Raw genomic sequence first — 21322 nt, 5'->3', positions numbered from 1 at the left:
ATTTATCCATTTATCTTTTTTATTATCAGGCTGAAATAAATGCTTCAATCTAAAAAAGTGCATGAATCAAGAGCCTAATACCCGAATACATAAAGATGCAATCAAAGCCTGGACTGTAAATGCCTTGTTATTTGGATTACTTTGGTTTGCCCCGGTTATCATATATCTGGCTTTGGCTATTAATCATAATCTGGATGCAGCAACAGCCTGGTATCACGGAATAGACTGGCTGTTATTTTCTGCACTATTTGTAGCCTCTGTAATATTTTATCTATGTACAGGAATTCTGTTTCCCAATTTACGCTGGAAAAGGTGGAAGTATGATGTTTCAGAAAAAGAAATAGATATGCTTCGCGGTATTATCATCAAGAAAAGAACCCTTGTTCCTATAAATCGCGTTCAGCATGTTGATACCAAACAAGGTCCGATCTATCGAAAATTTGGACTGTCTTCCGTTACTATTTCTACGGCTGCAACCACGCATGAAATTCCTGCTCTGGACGATGATACCGCCGACGAGCTTCGCACCACCATCTCGACTCTTGTACGTAAGGTGAAAGATGATGTCTGAGTTTAAACGGCAACATCCAATTGCTGCGGTCACACGAGTGATAGAAAGTATCAAGCAGAACTTTATCACGATCATTATTCTGCTTTTCATTGGAAGCTCCAACACCGAGGGGTATTTCATTTATCTGCTGCTGGGAGGTATTGCGATTACTCTCATTAGTGGAGTATTGAGCTGGGTTGTGTTCAGATATCGTGTTCATGAAGATGAACTGCAAATAAAGAAAGGGGTTCTTGTAAAAAGTAATATGTACCTCTCTAAAGATCGTATCCAGGTGATTGATATCACTGAGGGATTGTTACAGCGTATGTTTGGATTGGTAAAAGTGGAGGTTAAAACAGCCGGCGGGGGAACCGAAACGGCTACAATAAGCGCGATATCAAGGGGAGATGCAGAGGCTCTTCGAACAGAATTGCGTAAAAAGAGAATGAATGGAGAAGGCACTGAAAAGGTAGCTGAAGAAGAAGAGGATGAAATACTTGGTCAATGGAAGTTATCGACCAAAGACTTGGTTTTTGCTGCTTTTACCTCCGGAAACTTTGGTCTTATTGCATCTATTCTGGGTGCTGTATCAGGGCAAATGGATGAGTTTATTAATGAGGAAACCATCGAATATGTATATGAAGCGCTCCCCGGTTATAGTGATGTGACCCTCATTATAGGTATTGTTATCGCCATTATTGTGATTTCATGGGCGCTTTCTTTCCTGGGTGTTATCTTCAAATACTCGGATTTCCAGCTCGAAAAAACATCCAAAGAGCTCATTATCACCAGTGGATTGGTTGAGAGAAAGCACATTACCGTACCATTCAACCGTATTCAGGCAGTTCGGTTCGTAGAGGGTATTATCCGCCAGCCGTTTGGGTATGGGATGATTTATGTGGAAAGTGCTGGGTTTGATCAAACACAAAAAGGGCGTTCTATTGTGCTTGTTCCATTCATTGCGTCAGAAAAGGTGAGTACATTTTTAAGTGAGTTTCTTGAAGAATACAAAGAACCCGAATATCAAATCAGGCCTCCGAAAAAGACTCTGTGGAGATACATCAGGCGGCCCAATTATTTTGTGTTACCTCTCATTCCGGTAATATGGTATTTGTTGGAATATGGCTGGCTCTCGTTAATGCTGATTCCCATTTTGGGGTATTTAGGCTGGCTGAGATATCAGGATGCTGCATTGGGTTTGGGAGAGAAAATTCTCAGGATGAGATACCGCGTGGTATCCCGGACCACGGCTATCGTGAAGAAGAATCGAATCCAAAATATCGCGACCAGCCAAAATCCATTTCAGGATAATAAAGACATTCAAAACATGACAGTGACCGCTGCTTCAGGGGCCGGCGGCATGGGCTTTGAAGCAGCTGATATAAGCCTGAATGACACCTTTAAAGTGTTAAAATGGTTGATGAATGAACCATATCATGAAGAAGAAGGGGAAGCTAGTGCTTCAGCTCAAATTGAATCTTAAATTTAGTCCAGTCTCCACTTTCAATGTGTAGTGTCCCGTTAATGCGTTTAATCAGAACCTGAATCAGCGTCATGCCCAGAGAGTCGCTTTCAGAAGGGTCAAAGTCTTTTGCTATTGCATTACCATCATTAGCCACAACCAGTTCCATGCCTTTGTCTTTGCTCTGAAGAGAAATCATTAGTGTCCCCTTATCAAGTTCCTTAAAAGCATGCTTAAAAGCATTGTTGATTAGCTCATTAAGGATAAGGCCGATAGGAATGGCATCATCCAAATCAATTTCATAAGGGGAGACATTCAGTTGGAGTTCAATATCTTTCTTGTTGCTGGTGTAAGCTTTTTTGATTTCCTCAGCTAATTCGCGGATATAGGTATCAAGCGGAATATTTGAAAGTGTGGGAGACTCGTATAATTTTTCGTGTACTTTGGCAATAGATTTAATTCGGGACTGACTGGAAGAAAGCAAAGCCTCTACTTCTTCACTTACATTATCTTTCTGAAGTTCAAGCAGGCTTGAAATAATAGCCAGGTTATTTTTCACCCTGTGATGAATTTCCTGAAGCAGCACTTCTTTTTCCTTTAACGACTCCTTGATTTGCTTATCCTGCTTTTTTCGGGTTGAAATATTTCGCACACTACCGATGATAGCTTCTGGTTTCCCCTGTGAATCGCGAACCAATGATCTGACGTTGCTAACCCATTTCCAATCTCCATTAGAGTCTTTAAGCCGAAACTCAACAATCGGTAGAAATTCGCTGTCTTCAATGGAGTCATACTTTTCTACTACTTTTTGCATTCGCTCCAGGTCTTTCGGATGCATTTTTGAGAGAATAAAAGATACACCGCCATTCAGGAACTCCTCTGGCTCATAACCAAGCATGCTTTTTAAAGCAGGACTTACATATTCATATTCTTTGGTATCCAGATTCATTTTATAGAGCACATCCTTTGAGTTCGAAAGTACGTGCTTAAATCGCTCTTCACTTTCTCTGAGGGTTTCCATCCATACTCTGGTGCTATTGAGGAAGCGGTATATCAGCCATATGCCTATACCAATAAGCAACAGCCCAAGTAATATTACAGTCCAGCGTAATATGGAATTAACAAGCCGTGCCATGTTACCCATTGCTGCTGAGAACCGAACTTCAAGATCTGTAAGCTCATGATCTAATTCCTCAAGCTCGGTTATCCAGGTAGCCTTTTGTTCCATGCTCACTTCATCAGATTCAATTTGGGACTTTATGGAATCTGCAAAATCAATGAGTTCTTCAATTTTATAATCAGCCTGGGTCCATACATCAATGGCTTCCTGAACCTCTGGTGTCCATTGGAATCGCCTGAACACATTGATCATATGTGGAATATCTTCGGGGTGATTTCTTCCCATCAGAAAACCATCGTAAATGGTCTGGTAGTCATACTCATCCTTCAATAATTCTTCTCTTCCCATTCGGTCACCCAGGTTTACCCGAAGTACGCTTTTGAAATGGCTAAATTCTTCTTCATTCTCGGTGAGGATGTAATTGGCAAGATGTATAACCGATTCCTTTTGGGCCTTGGTCCACATGCCCTCTCCACCAACATAGGCCCTGATACCTGAGGCGGTATTTATAGAGATATTAACAATAAGAATCAGCAATAGAGCACAGACAATGCCAAACGCAAAAAGCGCGATCACTTTCTTATTTACATCCAGACGCTCTTTACCATTTTCCGTAGTCATATCGGCTGAATTTTACAGTTATAAATAAATGCCTATACCCCGAGGCAAAAGCAAATATGTTAACTTTAACGCATTAGTTTTTTGTATTTAATGCGATGTGGTTGATCATCGGTGATACCGAGTCTTTGTTTACGATTTTCCTCGTATTCCTCATAGTTTCCTTCAAACCAGTACACCTGGCTGTTTCCTTCAAAAGCTAAGATGTGTGTTGCAATACGGTCAAGAAACCACCTATCGTGAGAAATTACAACAGCACAGCCGGCAAACTCTAATAAAGCTTCTTCAAGAGCGCGAAGAGTATTCACATCCAGGTCATTTGTGGGCTCATCAAGTAATAGTACGTTTGCACCCTCTTTCAACATTTTTGCAAGGTGAACCCGGTTCCGTTCTCCTCCTGAAAGCTCTGTTACCTTTTTCTGCTGATCACCTCCGCTGAAATTGAAACGGGCTACATAAGCACGGGAATTGACTTCTCGATTTCCTAACTGAATAAGATCATGACCTCCTGATATCTCTTCCCAGATTGTTTTGGAAGGATCCAAGGGTCTTTTTTGATCGATATATCCCAACTCAACAGTATCGCCGGTAACCAGTTTTCCGCTATCGGGCTCTTCCTGACCAGTAATCATTTTGAATAACGTTGTTTTACCGGCACCATTTGGTCCAATTACTCCAACAATACCGCCGGGAGGGAGCTGAAAATTCATATCTTCAATCAGCAAGCGTTCTTCAAACCCTTTTGTCACGTGATCAGCCACAATTACCTTATCACCAAGACGAGGACCGGCCGGGATAAAAATTTCCATATCATCACGGCGTTTGTCATGCTCTTCAGAAAGCAACTCTTCATACTTATTAATACGAGCTTTGCTTTTTGCTCTGCGTCCTTTCGGGTTTTGACGAATCCAGTCAAGCTCTTGCTTAAGTGTCTTTTGTCGTTTGGATTCTTCTTTTTCTTCTTGAGATAGTCGCTTGGACTTTTGTTCAAGCCACGAACTGTAGTTGCCTTCAAACGGAATTCCTTCGCCACGATCCAGTTCAAGAATCCAGCCGGCTACATTGTCCAGGAAGTAGCGATCGTGAGTAACGGCAATCACGGTTCCTTCATATCGGGCGAGGTGTTGTTCAAGCCAGCCCACTGATTCAGCGTCAAGGTGGTTGGTTGGCTCATCTAATAATAATACATCGGGTTTTTTGAGCAATAAGCGGCAAAGCGCCACACGCCGGGCTTCCCCACCTGAAAGTACTTCTACCGAAGTATCACCCGGAGGGCAGCGAAGGGCATCCATAGCTTGTTCCAGCTTGCTGTCTATATCCCAGGCTTCAACCTGGTCAATCTTTTCCTGCAACTTGGATTGCTTTTCGATCAGCTTCTCGAAATCAGCATCAGGATCGCTGAAAGCAGCATTCACTTCTTCATATTCTTTAAGAAGGTCCATCGTATCCTGCACACCTTCTTCCACAATCTCTTTAACTGTTTTAGAAGGATCAAGCTTGGGTTCCTGAGATAAATATCCAAAAGTAATTCCCTTCTGAATACTGATATCACCCTGGTAATTCTGGTCTTCTCCAGCTATGATTCTCAAAAGCGTAGATTTACCGGCTCCGTTTAATCCAAGCACACCAATTTTGGCTCCATAAAAGAAGGAGAGGTAAATATCTTTAAGTACCGTTTTGTTGGGTTTGTATGTTTTGCTTACCCCAACCATCGAAAAAATAATCTTATTGTCGCTCAAGGAAATACGTATTTATTAGAATTAATAAGAAGTTAAAGGTACGAAATGAGTTTTGATTTTTTGAACCCCTAAAAAAATAAAGTTTATTTGTAGCCTAGAAAATATGCTGAAAATAAAAAAGCATCGACTTGTATTATCGATGCTTCTTCAAAATACTTTAGCAAACTTATCCAAGGGCTACATCCAAAACCATCATTACCACAAAGCCAACCATAACTCCCAGTGTGGCTAAGTCCGCATTTCCATGAAGCTGGCTTTCGGGAATTAATTCCTCAACAACTACGTAAATCATGGCACCGGCAGCAAATGCAAGGGCATAAGGAAGGATGGGAGTGATAAATATCACCGCAGCAGCTCCGACTACTGCAGAAACAGGCTCAACAATACCCGAGAGCTGACCATAATTGAAGCTTTTTAGCCTGCTTACCCCGTCCCGGCGAAGAGGCATGGAAATGGCAATCCCTTCAGGGAAATTCTGAATTCCAATACCAATGGCCAATGTTATAGCACCAGCAACTGTAGCTCCTCCCACCATATCCATTCCGAGGCTTGCCGCACCAAAAAGTACTCCGATAGCTAAACCTTCCGGGATATTGTGCAAGGTAATGGCCAAAACAAGTAGTGTGGCTCGCTTCCATTTTGTATCAACACCCTCAGCCTCATCACGGGGCAGTCCGATATGTAAATGAGGAATATATGCATCACAAATTCTCAGGAAGATACCCCCAAGAAGAAAACCAACGGCAGCGGGAATCCATCCAATCATGCCCTGGGCTTCAGCCAGCTCAATACCTGGTATGATAAGGGACCAAACACTGGCAGCAATCATTACTCCGGCAGCGAAACCCATCATGCCATCCAATAATTTGTAATTGACTTCTTTTGTGAAAAAAACAATAGCTGCCCCAAGCGAGGTTACTGCCCAGGTAAATAAACCACCCATTAAAGCTTGGACGATAGGGTTAAGTTCGTAAAACCAGTTCGGTAAGAATTCCATAAATTTTTGTTTTGAATATAGGGATTTGCTATGACTTAATAAAAAATTAGGGAGAGCTAATAATAGAATTTCAATTTTTTAAAGTAACTAAAACAAGTTATTGATTGTTTTTCATTTAAGGCAAGTTGGGCTTTTTGGATTTCTTTTAAGTAAAATTTTTCCATTATTAAAGTAATCGGTTAAGTAAATTATACGTCCAACCTATTAAAGGCCAGTCTGCTTTATGTTTAAAAATTCAGCATTATTTGTTTTCATATTAGTACTCCATTTCTTTCAGTTTGCAAATGCTCAGGACCCGGCAATAGCGACTCAGACTTTATATACTGGTGAACAGTCTGCTGCTTCAGGTTTTTCAAATGCTGATGTACCAGGTATAGCAACTTATAATCCGGAGTCAGTTTCGACTACTTTTGCAACGGCGGGTGGAAATGTAACGGATGATGGAGGTTCTGAAATTTCTGAGCGGGGTTTGGTTTGGAGTACTTCTGAAAATCCTACGGTAGAAGATCATAAAGAAACTTCGGAGGGAGGGCTCGGGTCATTCAAAATAAAAATGACTGGTCTTGAAGCGGGAACAGAATACTATTTCCGGGCTTTTGCAACGAATGAATCAGGTACAGCATATGGACGGGAAGTCTACTTCAAAACTCTGGAAGAGATAACTCCTCCAGAAGTAAGCACGGGTGATGTTACTGAGGTTATGGCAGTTTCGGCTTCAACAAGTGGTGACATTACCGGTTGGGGCGGCGATAGTGTGACTGTTAGGGGAATTGTTTGGAATACAACAGGCACTCCCACCATAGATGACTTTAAAATTGAATCAGGAAAGGGGCTTGGTGAATTTGTTGCTACATTATACCCCTTGAATTCGGATACCCGGTATTATGTTAGAGCATTTGCTACAAATGGAAAGGGAACGGGATACGGGAATACCCGGATTTTCAAAACGCAGGTTCTGGCTCCTGACGTTACTTTTGTAGTTGCAAAAGATGGCAGTGGTGATTATTCATCCGTTCAAGATGCTTTTGATGACATCCCAAATAACTATACAGGTGTGCATACTGTTTATGTGAAGAAGGGAGAATATTACGAAAAACTGTCGCTGAGCGAAGAAAAAGTGAACGTGAAATTAATTGGTGAAGATCGCGATAGTACTATTCTTACTTATGATGATTATGCAGGTATTTCTGGTGGAACCAGTCAGTCGTATAGTGTTGCCATCAACGCGGATGATTTTGTAGCAGAGAATATCACCTTTCAGAATACAGTTCCTAATGACAAATCCTTTAGCGATCAGCAGGCTGTGGCTTTGGTTACCAACGGAGACAGGCAGGCATATTTCAATGTAAATATTTTGGGATATCAGGATACATACTATGCCAGAGGTTCAAACGGAACGGGAAGAGTCTATTTTAAGAATAGCTATATCGAGGGGTCTGTTGACTTCATATTTGGAAGGAATATCGTGGTTTTTGACAGCACTGAAATTCACATTAACAGAAATGGAGGAACGCTTACGGCTGCTGCGACGGAGTCAGAGTCTAAGTTTGGGTTTGTATTTCGGGATAATGTGATATCAGCAGATTCTATTGGTTTTGATGGGGACCCTATTACCAGTTTTCATCTGGGGCGGCCCTGGCAACAGGCTCCACGCACTGTGTTCCTGAACACGTATTATCCTGAATCTCTTGATCCGGAAGGCTGGCTTTCCTGGAATGTAGAACCAGCTTTGTATGGAGAGTATAACTGTTCAGGTCCGGGATGCGGCGACTTTGAAAGCCGGCCAGACTTTGCTACGCAGCTTTCTGAGGAGGAAGCCGAAAAGTATACACTTGAGAATATTTTTTTCAGGGAAAGTAATCCAAACTTTGGTCGGGACTGGATGCCAACATCAGAATTAAGTGTTGTGAGTATTAATGAGCCTTCAAAAGAGATTCCTCAGAGTTTTAAGCTCAAACAGAATTATCCAAATCCATTCAATCCATCAACTAACATTGCTTATTCACTTCCAAAGCTGGCTCACGTAAAAATCACTGTATATAATATGTTGGGGAAGCAGGTTGGTATCTTAGTCAACCAGCCTAAAAAAGCCGGAGATCATATCATTAAATTCAATGCCTCAAGCCTGGCAAGCGGGGTCTATTTATATCGACTTGAGGCAGGCGGAGCTTCCGAGACAAACAAGATGATTTTGATTAAATAAATGCAATGTTTACTTCCTGTGATTTTGCCTAAATTCAGGTAATTGAAACGGAAGTATTTATGAGTGAACACCTTACTGCTTTTCAACAGCCAATCAAAGATGGGTTAATTCGGATATTATTACGAATTGGCGATATAGAATGTGAAGTTGAAAATGATGCGCCTGACTTTGTTAATCCTATTGAAGACCGTCCTCTTCTAACAGTAACTCCAGAAGCTGATTTAAAGGATATTACGGATGTCTTTTTGGATAGCTACCCTCTTGAACTGAACAAACGAAAATCGAAAGATGATAAATTGGTTTGGAACTTGCCTGAGGGTGGCATATGGTTCGACATGAAAATGGACAACGTTAAAGAAGTGTGGCTTTCTGAGTTTAGCTTTTTTATAGAAAGTGATAAGCCACGATATGTTGCCTATTATATCCGAAATGTAGAACACAACATTGAGTGGTTGCAACCAGACGTGAAGTCAGGTGAGATAAAATCGTTGAGCACATTTAAAAAGAAATTTACACCACCTCCGGTTTCTGAGAAGAATGTATACTCCGGAGCTGAAATTCTTAAATGTGCCGATATGCTCGGGCGTGCTATTGGGAAAATTGATATGCGTACCCAAGAAGCTTTGGTAAAGTTCAACACAGAAAAGGGAAATCTTGAGCCTATGCTTATAGGTATGGCTGATAAACTTGGTTATAGTGTTAAAGCTCTTGACAAAGAAGTGATTGCCCGTGAAGGGGATAAAGGAAGAAGCGTAAGTCATTCCATTTCCTTGAAATAAAAAAGCCCGGCTCTGATAAGTTACCGGGCTTTGGATTGCATCAATTTTTAGTGACTAACCTTCCTGTTTCCAGAAAATAATACCGCCAGCTTGCTTGCTGGTTTCAACGACATCAACTCGTTTCAAAGATTCAAGGTTAATGATATCAACCGAACCGGGTTCTCCGCCTATTCCTTCAACCGAGATGAAAGCATACTTACTATCGGCTGAAATGGCCACGCCGTGACTTACTTTCCGGCTATTTTTGATTTTGGCTAATTCTTTTCCTGAATCCAGATCCCAAATACCCGTAGCGCCTTCCCCTTTGTAAGTTACAACCAACAGCTTACCATCATGGCTCACTTCAAGATTGTACGGTGCTTTCCCGGTTTCCCATCGCTTGGTTACTTTCCAATTTTTAGTGTCTATTTCCAACACTTCGTTGGAGCCATTGGCAGCAACATAAACCAAAGGTTTTGAAGGATGAGGATCGGCCCAGGTTGGTTTTTCAACTGGTTTATGCTTCATCTCACCATGGTTCATTCCGGAATGATCCATACCCGAATGATCAGTACTGGCTGACATTTCTTTGCTCATATCTTTTTCCGATAACTTGAGCCGTCTTTGAACTTCCAGCGTTTCCGTATTGATTTCCATCAGTTCGTCAGTCATCATGGAAACATGATACTGCCGGGTTCCTGAACTATTTATACGTGAACCGTGGGGCATAATTCCGGTTTTAATGTCTCCAAGACGTATCATGGATTCGGGCTCAACAACAGAAACGGTACTTGGTTCCATATCGCCATGCAGATTGAAATTCACTACATACAATAACCCTGTGCTTGCAGAGATATCCATACTTGCCGGAAACATGCCTAATTCAACTTCACCAACAAATTCGTTGGTTCCGGTTTCAAACTTCCAGAGTTTGCCATAGGGCATACCGTGTGCTATGCTCACAAACCAGTGGCTCCCATCCGGTGAAATAGTGAGTCCATGTGGCCCTTCATTTTCCTGGGGCCAGGTTCCCACGCGGATCGTTTCTGAAATTTCACCTTTTTGAGTTTCGGCATTGAAGTGAACCAAATGAACTTCATCATCGGATTCAGCAGCAACGTATAGGTAATAGTCTTGGGCAAAAGAATTGGAGGTTCCCATAAAAAGGAACCCTCCAATCATCATTGCATAAAAAGCTCTCTTAAAACTCATAGTCTTTAGAATTTTTAGTTGGTTCCCTGTTGTGGCTTGTCAACTAACTTAATAGCCCATAAGCCTGAGTTCCAGTCAGAGATAAAAATATGGCCTTTGTAAGGCTGAGGCCCCCATGTAAATGGTGCATTTGGAACAATGGCATCAGGATGGGTTGGCTCAAACTTGGCTATTTCACGTCCCTGATCGTACAGGTTACCCATCAGTTCACCAGAAATATCGACGATACGAAGACCTGCATTGTAATAGGCAACGAACAGAAGATCGTCAACTACCCAGAAGTTATGTGTTCCGGCTTCAGGTACCTGATATCTGGCTACTTCCTTAGGATTATCCCATCCGTCAAATTTTACGAAGTGAATCCATCCCGCTGCAGCTACAGGATTACTTCTTGTAGGAAGTCCATTTGGGAAAGCTTCATCCCCGGCGATTACATAGAAGTCGCCAGTCGACTTACTCTTGAATGGGAAAGCAGCGTGATTCCATCCACTTGGATAAGAGTAACTACCCAACTGAACAGGATTTTCCGGAGATCCTCCGGCTGTTCCCATTTCTCCTTCCTGAGCACCGATATCAACAGCTACAACACCATCACTCCAGTTAGAGGAGTAGGCGATACCGTCTTCAATCCAAACATCATGGATAGAATGACCGGGAGTATCAAGCTCAAATCGCCCAACGGTTTGGGGATTCTCTGGATCTTCAATATTGATGATGTCATATCGGCGGCCATTATTCACAGCGTATACATGATCTTCGTAGATAAAAGCATTGTGAACACCGCCAGTCAGTCCTTCATTATACTCAGACAGAATTTTCACATCCCTTGGATTACTTACATCCAGAACAACCATGCCATTTTTACGATCCGATGCTCCCTCGCGGGTAATTACTCCAATAGTACCATCTTCAGAGATTTTTACATCGTTGACTGTACGGGCATCCACACGAACCGTATCAATTGGGGTGATATTGGAAGGATCAGTTACATCCCAGAAGTAAGCATCACCGCTTGCTCCCCAGGTTCCGGTTATAGCGTAATCCCGGCCGTCTACACCTTCCCAAACCCAAAGGTCAGAAGTGTGAACATCCAGAACTTCACCATGTCCAACCAATTCAATGTCCTGCTGAACATTTCGGTCTTTCACGCGGATAATTTGTTCTTCAAATACATCACCTGAGCGGGCAGTAAGGGTGAAAATTCCTGGCTTGTTAGCAACAAATTTTCCGTTTTGAGAAACTTGTCCTTCAGCTCCCTGTCCTAAATTATCATCCGGCTGGGCGGTATAAGAATAGGTTATGGGAACAGTTACTTCCTTCCCATTATTACCTAATGCTTTCGCATTAAAAGTGATTACATCCCCTGTTCGAACTTCGGTTTCAGTATTACCAATAGTGATAGAGGCTGTAGGATTTTGCTTCACGGTTACATTCAGTGAGGCTTTTTTGCCTTCTGATTCAGCAGTGATTTTAGCTTTACCGGGTTTCTGTGCAATCAGTTTGCCATGGCTTACCATCGCTACCGCCTGATTGTCGCTGGAGATTGTCAGATCCGGATTTTCGCGAATCAGGTCCATTGCATCAATAACATGTACATTCAGATCGATGGTGGTTTTGGAATAGATGTTTTCCGGTACATCCGCAAATTCTACCTTAGCAATAGGAGGGTAGGGTACGTTAATCTCGAACTGTTTTACCACGCGCTGATCCCGTGGACCTGAACGCAATACAATAGCTGTGTATGTTCCCGGTTTGTGGGCTTTTACAAGGCCGCTTCTGGATACTTCTAAATCTCGTCCATTTCTGGAATAGAATAGAAGTGTATCAGGCAAAGCTTCTCCGGCTTCAGTTGTTAATGTTGCCTTTAGTTGAAGTTCATCCCCGACTTTAACCTCAACCGGATCTGGTTCGATTACAATTTTTAAAGAACCCGCATCCTGCGCAAAAAGATGAGTGGTACCAATAAGCAGGACGGCGGCTAAAATTTTTAGTGATTTTGCCATGACAGGTAAAATTTGTTAATAGATAAGTGATTTTTGTTAAGACCTATAATAAATCAAAAAAAAGTGAGAAATGAACTATTCGAATTCTGAAAAACTGCCTATTTAAACTCATTTTTCCTTATTTTACAGAATCCAGTTTTTCGATGTAGCTGAGGAATTTTATCCTTGCTACTCGTTGTTCCTACCAACCAAAACCAACTCATTTTTTCTTACTTAGATGGACATTAATTTCGAGAAAGAAGTATTTGCCCGCCGACATAACGGACCTACTCAGGAATCAACCCGGAAAATGCTGGAGGTCATCAAAGCCGATTCGGTTGATAAGCTGATTGATGAAACCATCCCTGAAGGCATTCGCCTCTCAAAACAAATGAATTTACCGGAAGCATTGAGTGAGAACGATTTTCTTACAGAGTTCAAAAAACTGGCTGGTAAAAATAAAATATATAAGTCATTCATTGGGATGGGTTACTACGATACGCTGGTTCCTAATGTCATCAAGAGAAATATTCTCGAAAACCCGGGTTGGTATACAGCTTACACTCCTTATCAGGCGGAAATTGCACAGGGCCGACTGGAGGCGCTGATTAATTTTCAGACAACAGTAAGCGATTTGACGGGGATGGAGTTGGCAAACGCATCTCTGCTGGACGAAGGAACGGCGGCGGCCGAAGCTATGAGTATGCTTTATGGCCAGCGAAAAGGGAAGAAACGTAAAGAAGCCGACGTGTTTTTTGTTTCTGAATTGTGCCACCCGCAAACTATTGAAGTTCTGCAAACAAGAGCCGAACCTATTGGGGTGGAAGTGAAGATCGGTGATCATCACGAATTAGATGTTACCGACCCGAAATTGTTTGGCGTTCTGCTTCAGTATCCGGCAACAGATGGAACGGTTGAAGACTACACGAATATAATCGCAGCAGCTCATGAAAATGATGTATATGCTGTTGTTGCAGCAGATTTGCTGAGCCTCACTTTATTAAAAGCTCCGGGCGAAATGGGAGCAGATGTGGTCGTTGGTTCTTCACAGCGCTTTGGAGTCCCAATGGGATATGGCGGTCCACATGCAGCCTTTTTTGCTACCAAAGAAGATTTCCAGCGCAAGATTCCGGGACGCATCATTGGGGTGACACAAGATGCCGAAGGTAAACCGGCTTATCGAATGGCTCTTCAAACCCGTGAACAGCACATTCGCCGGGAGAAAGCTACTTCCAATATTTGTACTGCACAGGTGTTGTTGGGGGTGATGGCCGGAATGTATGCTGTCTATCATGGACCGAAAGGCTTGAAGAAAATCGCGTCCAAGATTCATGGCTTAACCAAGCTTATCAAAGCTGGATTAGAGAAGATGGGAGTAGAGGTTAAAACCGAAACCTTCTTTGACACTATAACCGTGAAAGCGGATGTATCGAAAATAAAAGCGGTTGCTGAAAAGCATGAAGTCAACTTCAGATATGCAGACGAAAGTACCATTGGTCTTTCTTTTGATGAAGCCAAAAACCTGGAAGATGCAGAGCTGGTTCTCAATATTTTTGCAGAAGCTCTTGGCAAAGAAAACAGTTTTGATTTTCAGTCTGAGTCGAAAAAAGTGAAAGTCGATTATCCGGAAAATCTGGCTCGACAAACCGAATATCTCGATCATCCAGTATTCAACCTGTATCATTCGGAGCACGAAATGCTTCGCTACATGAAGCGTTTGGAAAATAAAGACCTTTCTTTGGTTCATTCCATGATTTCGCTTGGCTCTTGCACCATGAAGCTGAATGCTACTGCCGAGATGATTCCGGTCACCTGGCCTGAGTTTGGACAGATTCATCCATTTGCTCCAAGAGAACAAGCCGAAGGATATACTCAATTATTTAATGAACTAAATGAGTGGCTGTGCGAAATTACCGGTTTTGCGGGAATGTCGCTGCAGCCTAATTCCGGCGCACAGGGTGAATATGCTGGTTTGATGACGATCCGTGCTTACCATAGAGCCAATGGGGATGACCACCGTAATGTAGCCCTGATTCCATCATCTGCTCACGGTACAAATCCCGCCAGTGCAGTAATGGCTGGTATGGATGTAGTGGTTGTTGACACTGATACCCACGGAAATATCTCAAGTGAAGACCTTGAAGCCAAAGCCGAGAAATACAGCGATCGTCTGGCTGCATTGATGATTACATATCCATCTACACATGGAGTGTTCGAACACAAAGTGAAAGACTTCTGTGAAATCATTCACAAACATGGTGGACAGGTTTACATGGATGGAGCTAATATGAATGCTCAGGTTGGATTGACGAGTCCGGGTGAAATTGGAGCTGATGTTTGTCACCTGAATCTGCATAAAACATTTTGTATTCCGCACGGCGGCGGTGGCCCTGGAATGGGACCTATTGGTGTTGCCGGGCACCTGACCCCATTTTTGCCCTCTCACTCAGTAATTAAAACCGGTGGTGAAAAAGGAGTGAATGTAATCTCTGCAGCTCCATGGGGGAGTGCCAGTATTCTTACCATTTCTTACGCGTACATTCGCATGATGGGAGCGCAAGGGCTGACAGACGCAACCAAGTTTGCTATCCTGAATGCCAACTATCTAAAGGATCGGCTCAAGGATCATTATGAGATTCTATATACAGGTAAAACGGGCCGTTCAGCTCATGAGTTTATTGTAGACCTTCGTCCGTTTAAACAATCCGCCGGAGTTGAATCCGTGGATGTGGCAAAGCGTCTTATGGATTACGGCTTCCATGCACCAACCATGAGTTTCCCGGTTCCGGGTACACTGATGATTGAGCCAACCGAAAGTGAATCTGTCGAAGAGCTCGATCGTTTCTGTGATGCCATGATTTCCATCCGTAAAGAAATTCAGGAAATCGAAGATGGCATTGCAGACAAAGAAGACAATGTGCTGAAACACGCTCCTCACACACAGCGCGTGATTATGGCTGATGACTGGAATCGAAGCTACTCCCGTGAAAAAGGAGCTTTTCCGCTTGAAGAACTCAAGTATGACAAGTTCTGGCCTTCTGTTTCCAGAGTTGATGATGCCTATGGCGACCGTAACCTGGTTTGCTCCTGTATCCCGATGTCGGCTTATGAAGAAGGCATCGAAGCGGTATAGAGCAAAAAATCTGATCGCATTTAATATTTATTTAGGATATCCTCATTAAAAAAATGAGGGTAGTATGCGATATTTAGTGTTAGCAGTAGTTTTAATTCTTCCATGTGAGATATTTGCTCAAGAGTCTGCTTCAAATGTCTTCTGGCAGAATTTGCTTGAACTCTGTAATAAGGCTTATTCAGGGGAGGTTCTGGAAGCTCCTGCAGATGATGAATTCCGTACACAATCATTAGTAATGCATGTCCGCTCCTGCGAAGAGAATGAGATCAAAATACCCTTTTTTGTAGGTGATGATCGTTCACGTACATGGGTGCTGACCAGAATGAATGAACGTATACAATTAAAGCACGATCATCGCCATAAGGATGGAAGTGAAGATGAAGTCACTATGTACGGCGGGACATCAGCCAATACAGGTTTGTCAACGCTCCAAACATTTCCCGCCGATCAGCATACAGCTGCCCTGATTCCTGCCGCCGCAAGTAATATCTGGTGGATTGAAATAGTGCCTGGTCAATATTTTACCTATAACCTTCGCCGCATTGGTACCGATCGTTATTTCAGCATTCGCTTTCACTTAAAGGATGAAGTTGATATCCCCGAAGCGCCCTGGGGATGGGCAGATTAGTGAATACAGTTCGGAACTAAAGGACAGTCATTTCGCGGCGAATGCCCGAAATCTAATGGGTTGATAAGGTTTAGCAGTTCATTTTCTGCAAACAACAAGATTCCAGCTTCTGCAGGAATGACTTAGGTCTTATTGAAATAACTTACTCACTCAGTGTGCTTCAGCGTTCACTGGAATATCATAAAGTTTTTAAGAAAATAAGGACTGTTACTAAAAAAAGACCACATAACTGTGTGGTTAAAATCACTCCAATATGCAATACTTTATAATCGTGAAAAGAAAGTGAGTTTTACTTTTCTAGATGGTCAACAATAAATAGGGGTAAAGTGAATTATGGAAAATCGATTAAAAATTTCATGTACGATATTAATGATTGTATTTGTGTTGTTTAATTTTTCATATGCAAAGGCACAGCTAAATTGTGATAATCAGATAACAAATGGCAACCCAAAGACTGTAAAGCTTAATTTTAATGACCGCATAATTAATGGAAGAGAAAGCCTGAAAGGCATGGAAGCAGGATCATTTTATAGGATTTTGGTGAGTGACATTAACATGAACCTTTATAAGGTGAACATAAATAATAAAGACACTTCTTCAACATCTTCTGGAAAGCTATTGAGTCTAGGTATCGATAGTCTGCTTAAGAAAATTCAATTACCAAACCTCATTACTGTTCTGCCACTGCCGGATATCTCCAAAGAATTAGCTGAAGAAATGTTTCAAGCTAAAAACCTCGAAAAAAATCAAAATATTACTGAAGCTATAGAACTATATACGAACGTACAACAAAAATTAACTGGTATCCTTGCCGATGCAGAAGAAACACTTATTGAAATCTCCAATCAATATGTTTCTTATCAGGTCCAGGATCAAACTACCGGCACGTATACTTACCTGACTTCAGGTTTTGATTTTGAGGAATCATTTAAAAAGTTAGATGAGTTGAGGCGGACATTAAATCAAGTCAAAATAGATATTAACCGTCTGGCAGAAATTTTAAGCTACCTCAGTATTTATAAAGATGAGATGGGTAATTCATATCAAGAACTGAGTGATAATTTTTCTAAGCTGAAGTCTTATAGCGATACTATTTCTAAGATAATAAGTATAGATAAAATAACTGAACTGAAAACCAGAATCATGCATCGGGAGAATAATAAAGCTAACTGTTATTTGTCGTTACCCTACGAGATTAAACAGGGTAACAATACAGTAAAAGTTTATATAGAGCCAAAAAGCATTGAATCAGGTCTTCCATCTTTCAATACAAATTTCTCATTTAGTTCAAAGCCCTCTCCATTTGTAGGAGTTGGGGCGGGTTTTTACTGGACTAATATGTACAATTCAGAATATGCTGTTAGTTCTTCTCCCATTGATAGTAATACGACGGAGTACCGTATTATTGAAGAAGATAACGATCAATTTGAGATAGGAGTAGCCTCAATGGTTCATTTTAGTGCTGGTGAGCCCAACAACAATCTTCATTTTACTATTGGTACTGCTTTTCCTTTAAATGATTTAGATCGACTCCGATTGTTAGCCGGGGGAGGAATTCGTTTTGGGCCTAAAGACATGATTACCGCAAATATCATGGCCGTCGCTGGAATGGTTAATGAACTAAGTAACGCTCATTCAATAAACAATACAACGACGATTGAACCTGTAAATATTACAAGATCTAAGCTGAAAGTGGGTATCAGTATATCTATCGGATACTTATACAAGTTTTAATTCTTGTCTAATGAGCTGACAATACGGATATCGCTTTCCAGTGTACGATGAACCGGACATTTTTTAGAAATATCCAGAAGTTTGTCCAGCTGTTCCTGACTCAGATCACCTTTAACAATCAGCTCCTTTTCGATAACATCAATTTTACTCTGCGGATCTTCGCAATTCATGCAGTCTTCGTCATGACGTTTATTATGCCGCATTTCCAGGTACATATCTTCTACAGGCCAGCCTTTCCGTTCGGCATACATTTTAACCGTCATCAGGGTGCAAGAGCCTAGTCCCATCAAGAGATAATCGTAGGGATCAGGTCCCTGATCTTTTCCGCCATCCACATGCTCTGGTTCATCAGCAATGAGTTCATGCCGCCCGGCTGTAAGGGTAGTTTTGAATTTTTCATTTTCCGGGAGGTAGACGTGTACAATTTTTTGTGCGTTTTCTTCACTCATGGGGGTTAAGGATTAAAGATTAAAAATTAAAGATTAAATATGGTCGGGCATGGTGCTTTTTATTCTGCTGAATCAGGTTAAATGGGGCAAGACTAAATATTTGAACTGGGTTACTATACATATTTTTAATCTTGAATTTTTAATGCCAAATCAAAGATTTGGTAACAAACCCGTAATCAATTCATAACACCTGGGATAAGCCATGGTAACATGCGATGGCGATCTTTTTCATCAATCATCATCCTCAGGCTATGAAAAGATCCCTAGATACCGTTGTTATTTCCGATGTGCATCTCGGAACCATTGGCTGCCATGCCGTTGAACTTGTTCAATATCTGAATTCCATCGATCCCAAGCGAGTTATTCTAAATGGTGACTTTGTGGATATGTGGAATTTCCGCAAATACTACTGGCCGGAAGCCCATATGCATGTCATCCGCACGCTGATCACGATGATGACCAACGGGGTGGATATCTATTACCTGACGGGGAATCATGACGAAACCTTACGGAAAGTATCCAGCCTGCAGCTCGGGCCACTTTTCATTCGGGATAAACTGGTGCTTGAACTAAATGGGGAAAAAGTCTGGTTCTTCCACGGCGATATTTTTGATTTAACCATGAAGCACAGTAAATGGATTGCCAAACTGGGCGGACAGGGTTATGAAATGCTGATTCTGTTAAACCGCTGGATGAACTGGGTGTCTCAGAAAATGGGGTATGGAAAATTCTCTCTGTCCAAAAAAATCAAAGATGGGGTAAAGACTGCCGTCAATTTTATTGATGACTTTGAAGTTACAGCAATGGAACTGGCCATTGATGAAGGCTACGATTATGTGGTATGCGGACATATCCATCAACCCAAAATACGCGGGTATGAAAATGAAAAAGGCTCGGTGATTTACCTCAACTCAGGAGACTGGGTAGAAAATCTGACTTGCCTGGAATATGACGGGGACGAATGGAGCCTGTATCGCTATTCGGAAGATGCGGTTTTGCAGGAGAATCCCCGGATTAACCAGCTTATGAAGAGCCATACTTTTGATAAAAAACTGATGATCGGATGAAAATACTGTATGGTATTCAGGGCACTGGACACGGACATATCAGCAGGGCCCGGGTAGTTTTGCCTAAGTTGAGGGAATATGCAGAAGTAGATGTGCTGGTAAGTGGCTACAATTTTAAAATGAATATTGATGGAGAAATTGCCTACAAAGTCCGCGGAATCAGCCTGGCCTACGACAACAATGGCAGTGTGGATATGCTGGAAACAGCACTGAACCTGCATCCCATTAAGTTTATACAGGATGTTCAGGCCATTCCCATTGACGATTATGATTTTGTTGTAAATGACTTCGAACCGGTAACGGCCTGGGCGGCAAATGGAGCTGGAATGCCGTGTGTGGCCATCAGTCATCAGGCTTCGTTTTTGTCGGATAAGGCTCCGCGTCCGGCAAAAAAATCACTGGTGGCCGAGCAGGTTATGAAGCATTTTGCACCCTGTACCGCTGCCGTAGGCTCCCACTATCTGCGGTATGATGATTTTATAGAACCGCCCATCATACGCCGGCAGATCAGAAATCTGAATCCAGCATTGGGCGATCACATCACCGTGTACCTGCCTGCTTTTGATCATGAAACGTTGTGTTCCATCTTCCAGCAGGTACAAAAAGTAGAATGGCATATCTTTTCACCCAATTGCGAAGATGCGTATACCAAGGGAAACGTAAAAGTACATCCGGTTGGGAAAGAGACCTTCCTGGAAAGTATTGAAAGCTGTTTGGGGATTGTCTCCGCTACAGGATTTGAAACCACATCTGAAGCCATGTTCCTGGGCAAGAAGCTGCTCACTATTCCCATCAAAAACCAATATGAGCAGCTCTGTAATGCGGCAGCCTTAACAGAGCTGGGTGGAAAAGTCGTGTATCAAATCGACCAGCACTTTCAGCAAACCTTGTCTGACTGGATTGATGAAGGGGCCGTGCTAACCCTTCCCGAAATTTCAGACGAAGAAGATCTGGTGCAGAAAATCATTTCGGCTGGAATGTGTGGAACTGCAAGTAAAGAAGGCCAAAGGGAAAAGGCGGGGGTTTTGCAGAGGTCGGTTGCTCATTCTGTTTCGTTGTAATTGGCTACTGGACTCCAGTTGTGCAACTCTATGTGGGAAACCAAAGTGCAACCAATCCAAAAGAATAAAATCGAAGTTCATTTTCAGCTTTTCGTGTATTTCGGAACACAGCGGTTTTAAAGCAGTAATAAATAGTGAATACGAATAAATAATACAGGTAAATGAAAAAAGTACTACTATTTTTAACGGCTATTGGTTTAGCTGGTTTTGTAAATCCACTTAAGGCACAGCTAACTGATGGTCATGAAGCGCTGAAAAAGCACGTTAATTCAGTTGTTGAAGAAGTGGAATCGGCTGAAACTGCGGAGCAGAAAAGAGTGATTTTAAATGAGTCATTGGAAGATATGATGACGGCAGTAGATAAGATTAACAGCAAGCCATCGGTTTCAAACTCAGATAAAAAGAATTTGGGTGAGTTCAAGAAGATGTTGACGGACCGAAGAAATGAGCTGAATGGTACCGATGGTTTTAAGCGCGTTTCGAATGGCCAGCTGAATGACTATGCAAATTTTATTCAGCAGGATATCGAGCAAGCGGATACAGTGCTAACCATCAGTGCTACAACCGCTTTGTTAATCGTTATTATTCTGCTGTTGCTTTAATCCTGAG

At 42.1% G+C, this 21322-nt stretch carries 16 protein-coding genes; 10 read left to right on the top strand and 6 right to left on the bottom strand.

The annotated features are described in order from the left end of the window. The first annotated feature begins 61 nt into the window (after positions 1-61). The gene (locus RIB15_RS09400) at positions 62-571 is read left to right on the top strand and encodes a PH domain-containing protein (protein WP_350201892.1); all 510 of its coding nucleotides are present in this window, start codon (positions 62-64) and stop codon (positions 569-571) included. Next, complete coding sequence (locus tag RIB15_RS09395; RefSeq protein ID WP_350201891.1) at positions 564-2033, top strand: PH domain-containing protein; 1470 nt, start codon at positions 564-566, stop codon at positions 2031-2033. The genes RIB15_RS09400 and RIB15_RS09395 overlap by 8 nt, the downstream gene beginning before the upstream one ends. On the opposite strand, the gene RIB15_RS09390 is transcribed toward RIB15_RS09395, so the two are convergent. From RIB15_RS09390 to RIB15_RS09380, 3 genes are all read right to left on the bottom strand, one after another. Then, positions 2005-3753 (bottom strand): sensor histidine kinase, encoded by a 1749-nt coding sequence (locus RIB15_RS09390; protein WP_350201890.1) that lies wholly within the window; start codon positions 3751-3753, stop codon positions 2005-2007. The two genes, RIB15_RS09395 and RIB15_RS09390, sit on opposite strands and share 29 nt — an antisense overlap. A 65-nt stretch (positions 3754-3818) precedes the next feature. Further along, positions 3819-5495 carry an energy-dependent translational throttle protein EttA gene (gene ettA / locus RIB15_RS09385; protein WP_350202055.1) on the bottom strand — a complete coding sequence of 559 codons (1677 nt, stop codon included), beginning with the start codon at positions 5493-5495 and terminating at the stop codon, positions 3819-3821. A 160-nt stretch (positions 5496-5655) separates the two neighbouring features. Further along, a complete protein-coding gene (locus RIB15_RS09380) occupies positions 5656-6486 on the bottom strand; it encodes a ZIP family metal transporter (RefSeq protein ID WP_350201889.1) in 831 nt (276 codons plus the stop codon). Between the two features lie 223 nt (positions 6487-6709). Between RIB15_RS09380 and RIB15_RS09375 the strand changes: the two genes are divergently transcribed. Together RIB15_RS09375 and RIB15_RS09370 are read left to right on the top strand one after the other, a co-directional pair. Further along, positions 6710-8689 carry a pectinesterase family protein gene (locus tag RIB15_RS09375; RefSeq protein WP_350201888.1) on the top strand — a complete coding sequence of 660 codons (1980 nt, stop codon included), beginning with the start codon at positions 6710-6712 and terminating at the stop codon, positions 8687-8689. A gap of 59 nt (positions 8690-8748) precedes the next feature. Then, a complete protein-coding gene (locus RIB15_RS09370) occupies positions 8749-9468 on the top strand; it encodes a hypothetical protein (protein WP_350201887.1) in 720 nt (239 codons plus the stop codon). Between the two features lie 54 nt (positions 9469-9522). On the opposite strand, the gene RIB15_RS09365 is transcribed toward RIB15_RS09370, so the two are convergent. Beyond that, positions 9523-10659: a YncE family protein gene (locus tag RIB15_RS09365; protein ID WP_350201886.1), complete on the bottom strand. Its 1137-nt coding sequence runs from the start codon at positions 10657-10659 to the stop codon at positions 9523-9525. 14 nt (positions 10660-10673) lie between these two features. After that, a complete protein-coding gene (locus tag RIB15_RS09360) occupies positions 10674-12662 on the bottom strand; it encodes an LVIVD repeat-containing protein (protein ID WP_350201885.1) in 1989 nt (662 codons plus the stop codon). 217 nt (positions 12663-12879) lie between these two features. Here RIB15_RS09360 and gcvP point away from each other — a divergent pair, with 217 nt between their 5' ends. From gcvP to RIB15_RS09345, 3 genes are all read left to right on the top strand, one after another. Continuing rightward, the gene (gene gcvP, locus RIB15_RS09355; protein WP_350201884.1) at positions 12880-15774 is read left to right on the top strand and encodes an aminomethyl-transferring glycine dehydrogenase; all 2895 of its coding nucleotides are present in this window, start codon (positions 12880-12882) and stop codon (positions 15772-15774) included. A gap of 64 nt (positions 15775-15838) precedes the next feature. Continuing rightward, positions 15839-16402 (top strand): hypothetical protein, encoded by a 564-nt coding sequence (locus RIB15_RS09350; RefSeq protein ID WP_350201883.1) that lies wholly within the window; start codon positions 15839-15841, stop codon positions 16400-16402. A 333-nt stretch (positions 16403-16735) separates the two neighbouring features. Then, positions 16736-18136: a hypothetical protein gene (locus RIB15_RS09345; protein ID WP_350201882.1), complete on the top strand. Its 1401-nt coding sequence runs from the start codon at positions 16736-16738 to the stop codon at positions 18134-18136. Here the strand turns inward: RIB15_RS09345 and RIB15_RS09340 are convergent. After that, positions 18133-18585: an OsmC family protein gene (locus RIB15_RS09340; RefSeq protein WP_350201881.1), complete on the bottom strand. Its 453-nt coding sequence runs from the start codon at positions 18583-18585 to the stop codon at positions 18133-18135. The two genes, RIB15_RS09345 and RIB15_RS09340, sit on opposite strands and share 4 nt — an antisense overlap. A 251-nt stretch (positions 18586-18836) precedes the next feature. On the opposite strand from RIB15_RS09340, the gene RIB15_RS09335 reads away from it, so the two are divergent. The 3 genes from RIB15_RS09335 to RIB15_RS09325 all read left to right on the top strand — a co-directional run bounded on the left by RIB15_RS09335 (position 18837) and on the right by RIB15_RS09325 (position 21315). Beyond that, a complete protein-coding gene (locus tag RIB15_RS09335) occupies positions 18837-19652 on the top strand; it encodes a UDP-2,3-diacylglucosamine diphosphatase (protein WP_350201880.1) in 816 nt (271 codons plus the stop codon). Further along, positions 19649-20713, top strand: coding sequence for a glycosyltransferase family protein (locus RIB15_RS09330; RefSeq protein WP_350201879.1), 1065 nt, complete (start codon positions 19649-19651; stop codon positions 20711-20713). Before RIB15_RS09335 ends, RIB15_RS09330 begins: the two co-directional genes overlap by 4 nt. Positions 20714-20874: 161 nt before the next feature. After that, positions 20875-21315, top strand: coding sequence for a hypothetical protein (locus tag RIB15_RS09325; RefSeq protein WP_350201878.1), 441 nt, complete (start codon positions 20875-20877; stop codon positions 21313-21315). Positions 21316-21322 lie beyond the last annotated feature (7 nt).

Origin of the sequence: Gracilimonas sp. (assembly GCF_040218225.1) — a bacterium.
In the GTDB taxonomy this organism is placed as follows: Bacteria; Bacteroidota; Rhodothermia; order Balneolales; family Balneolaceae; genus Gracilimonas.
Note: the sequence above shows the minus strand (reverse complement) of the source record. Positions and strands in the feature narration are given on the sequence as shown.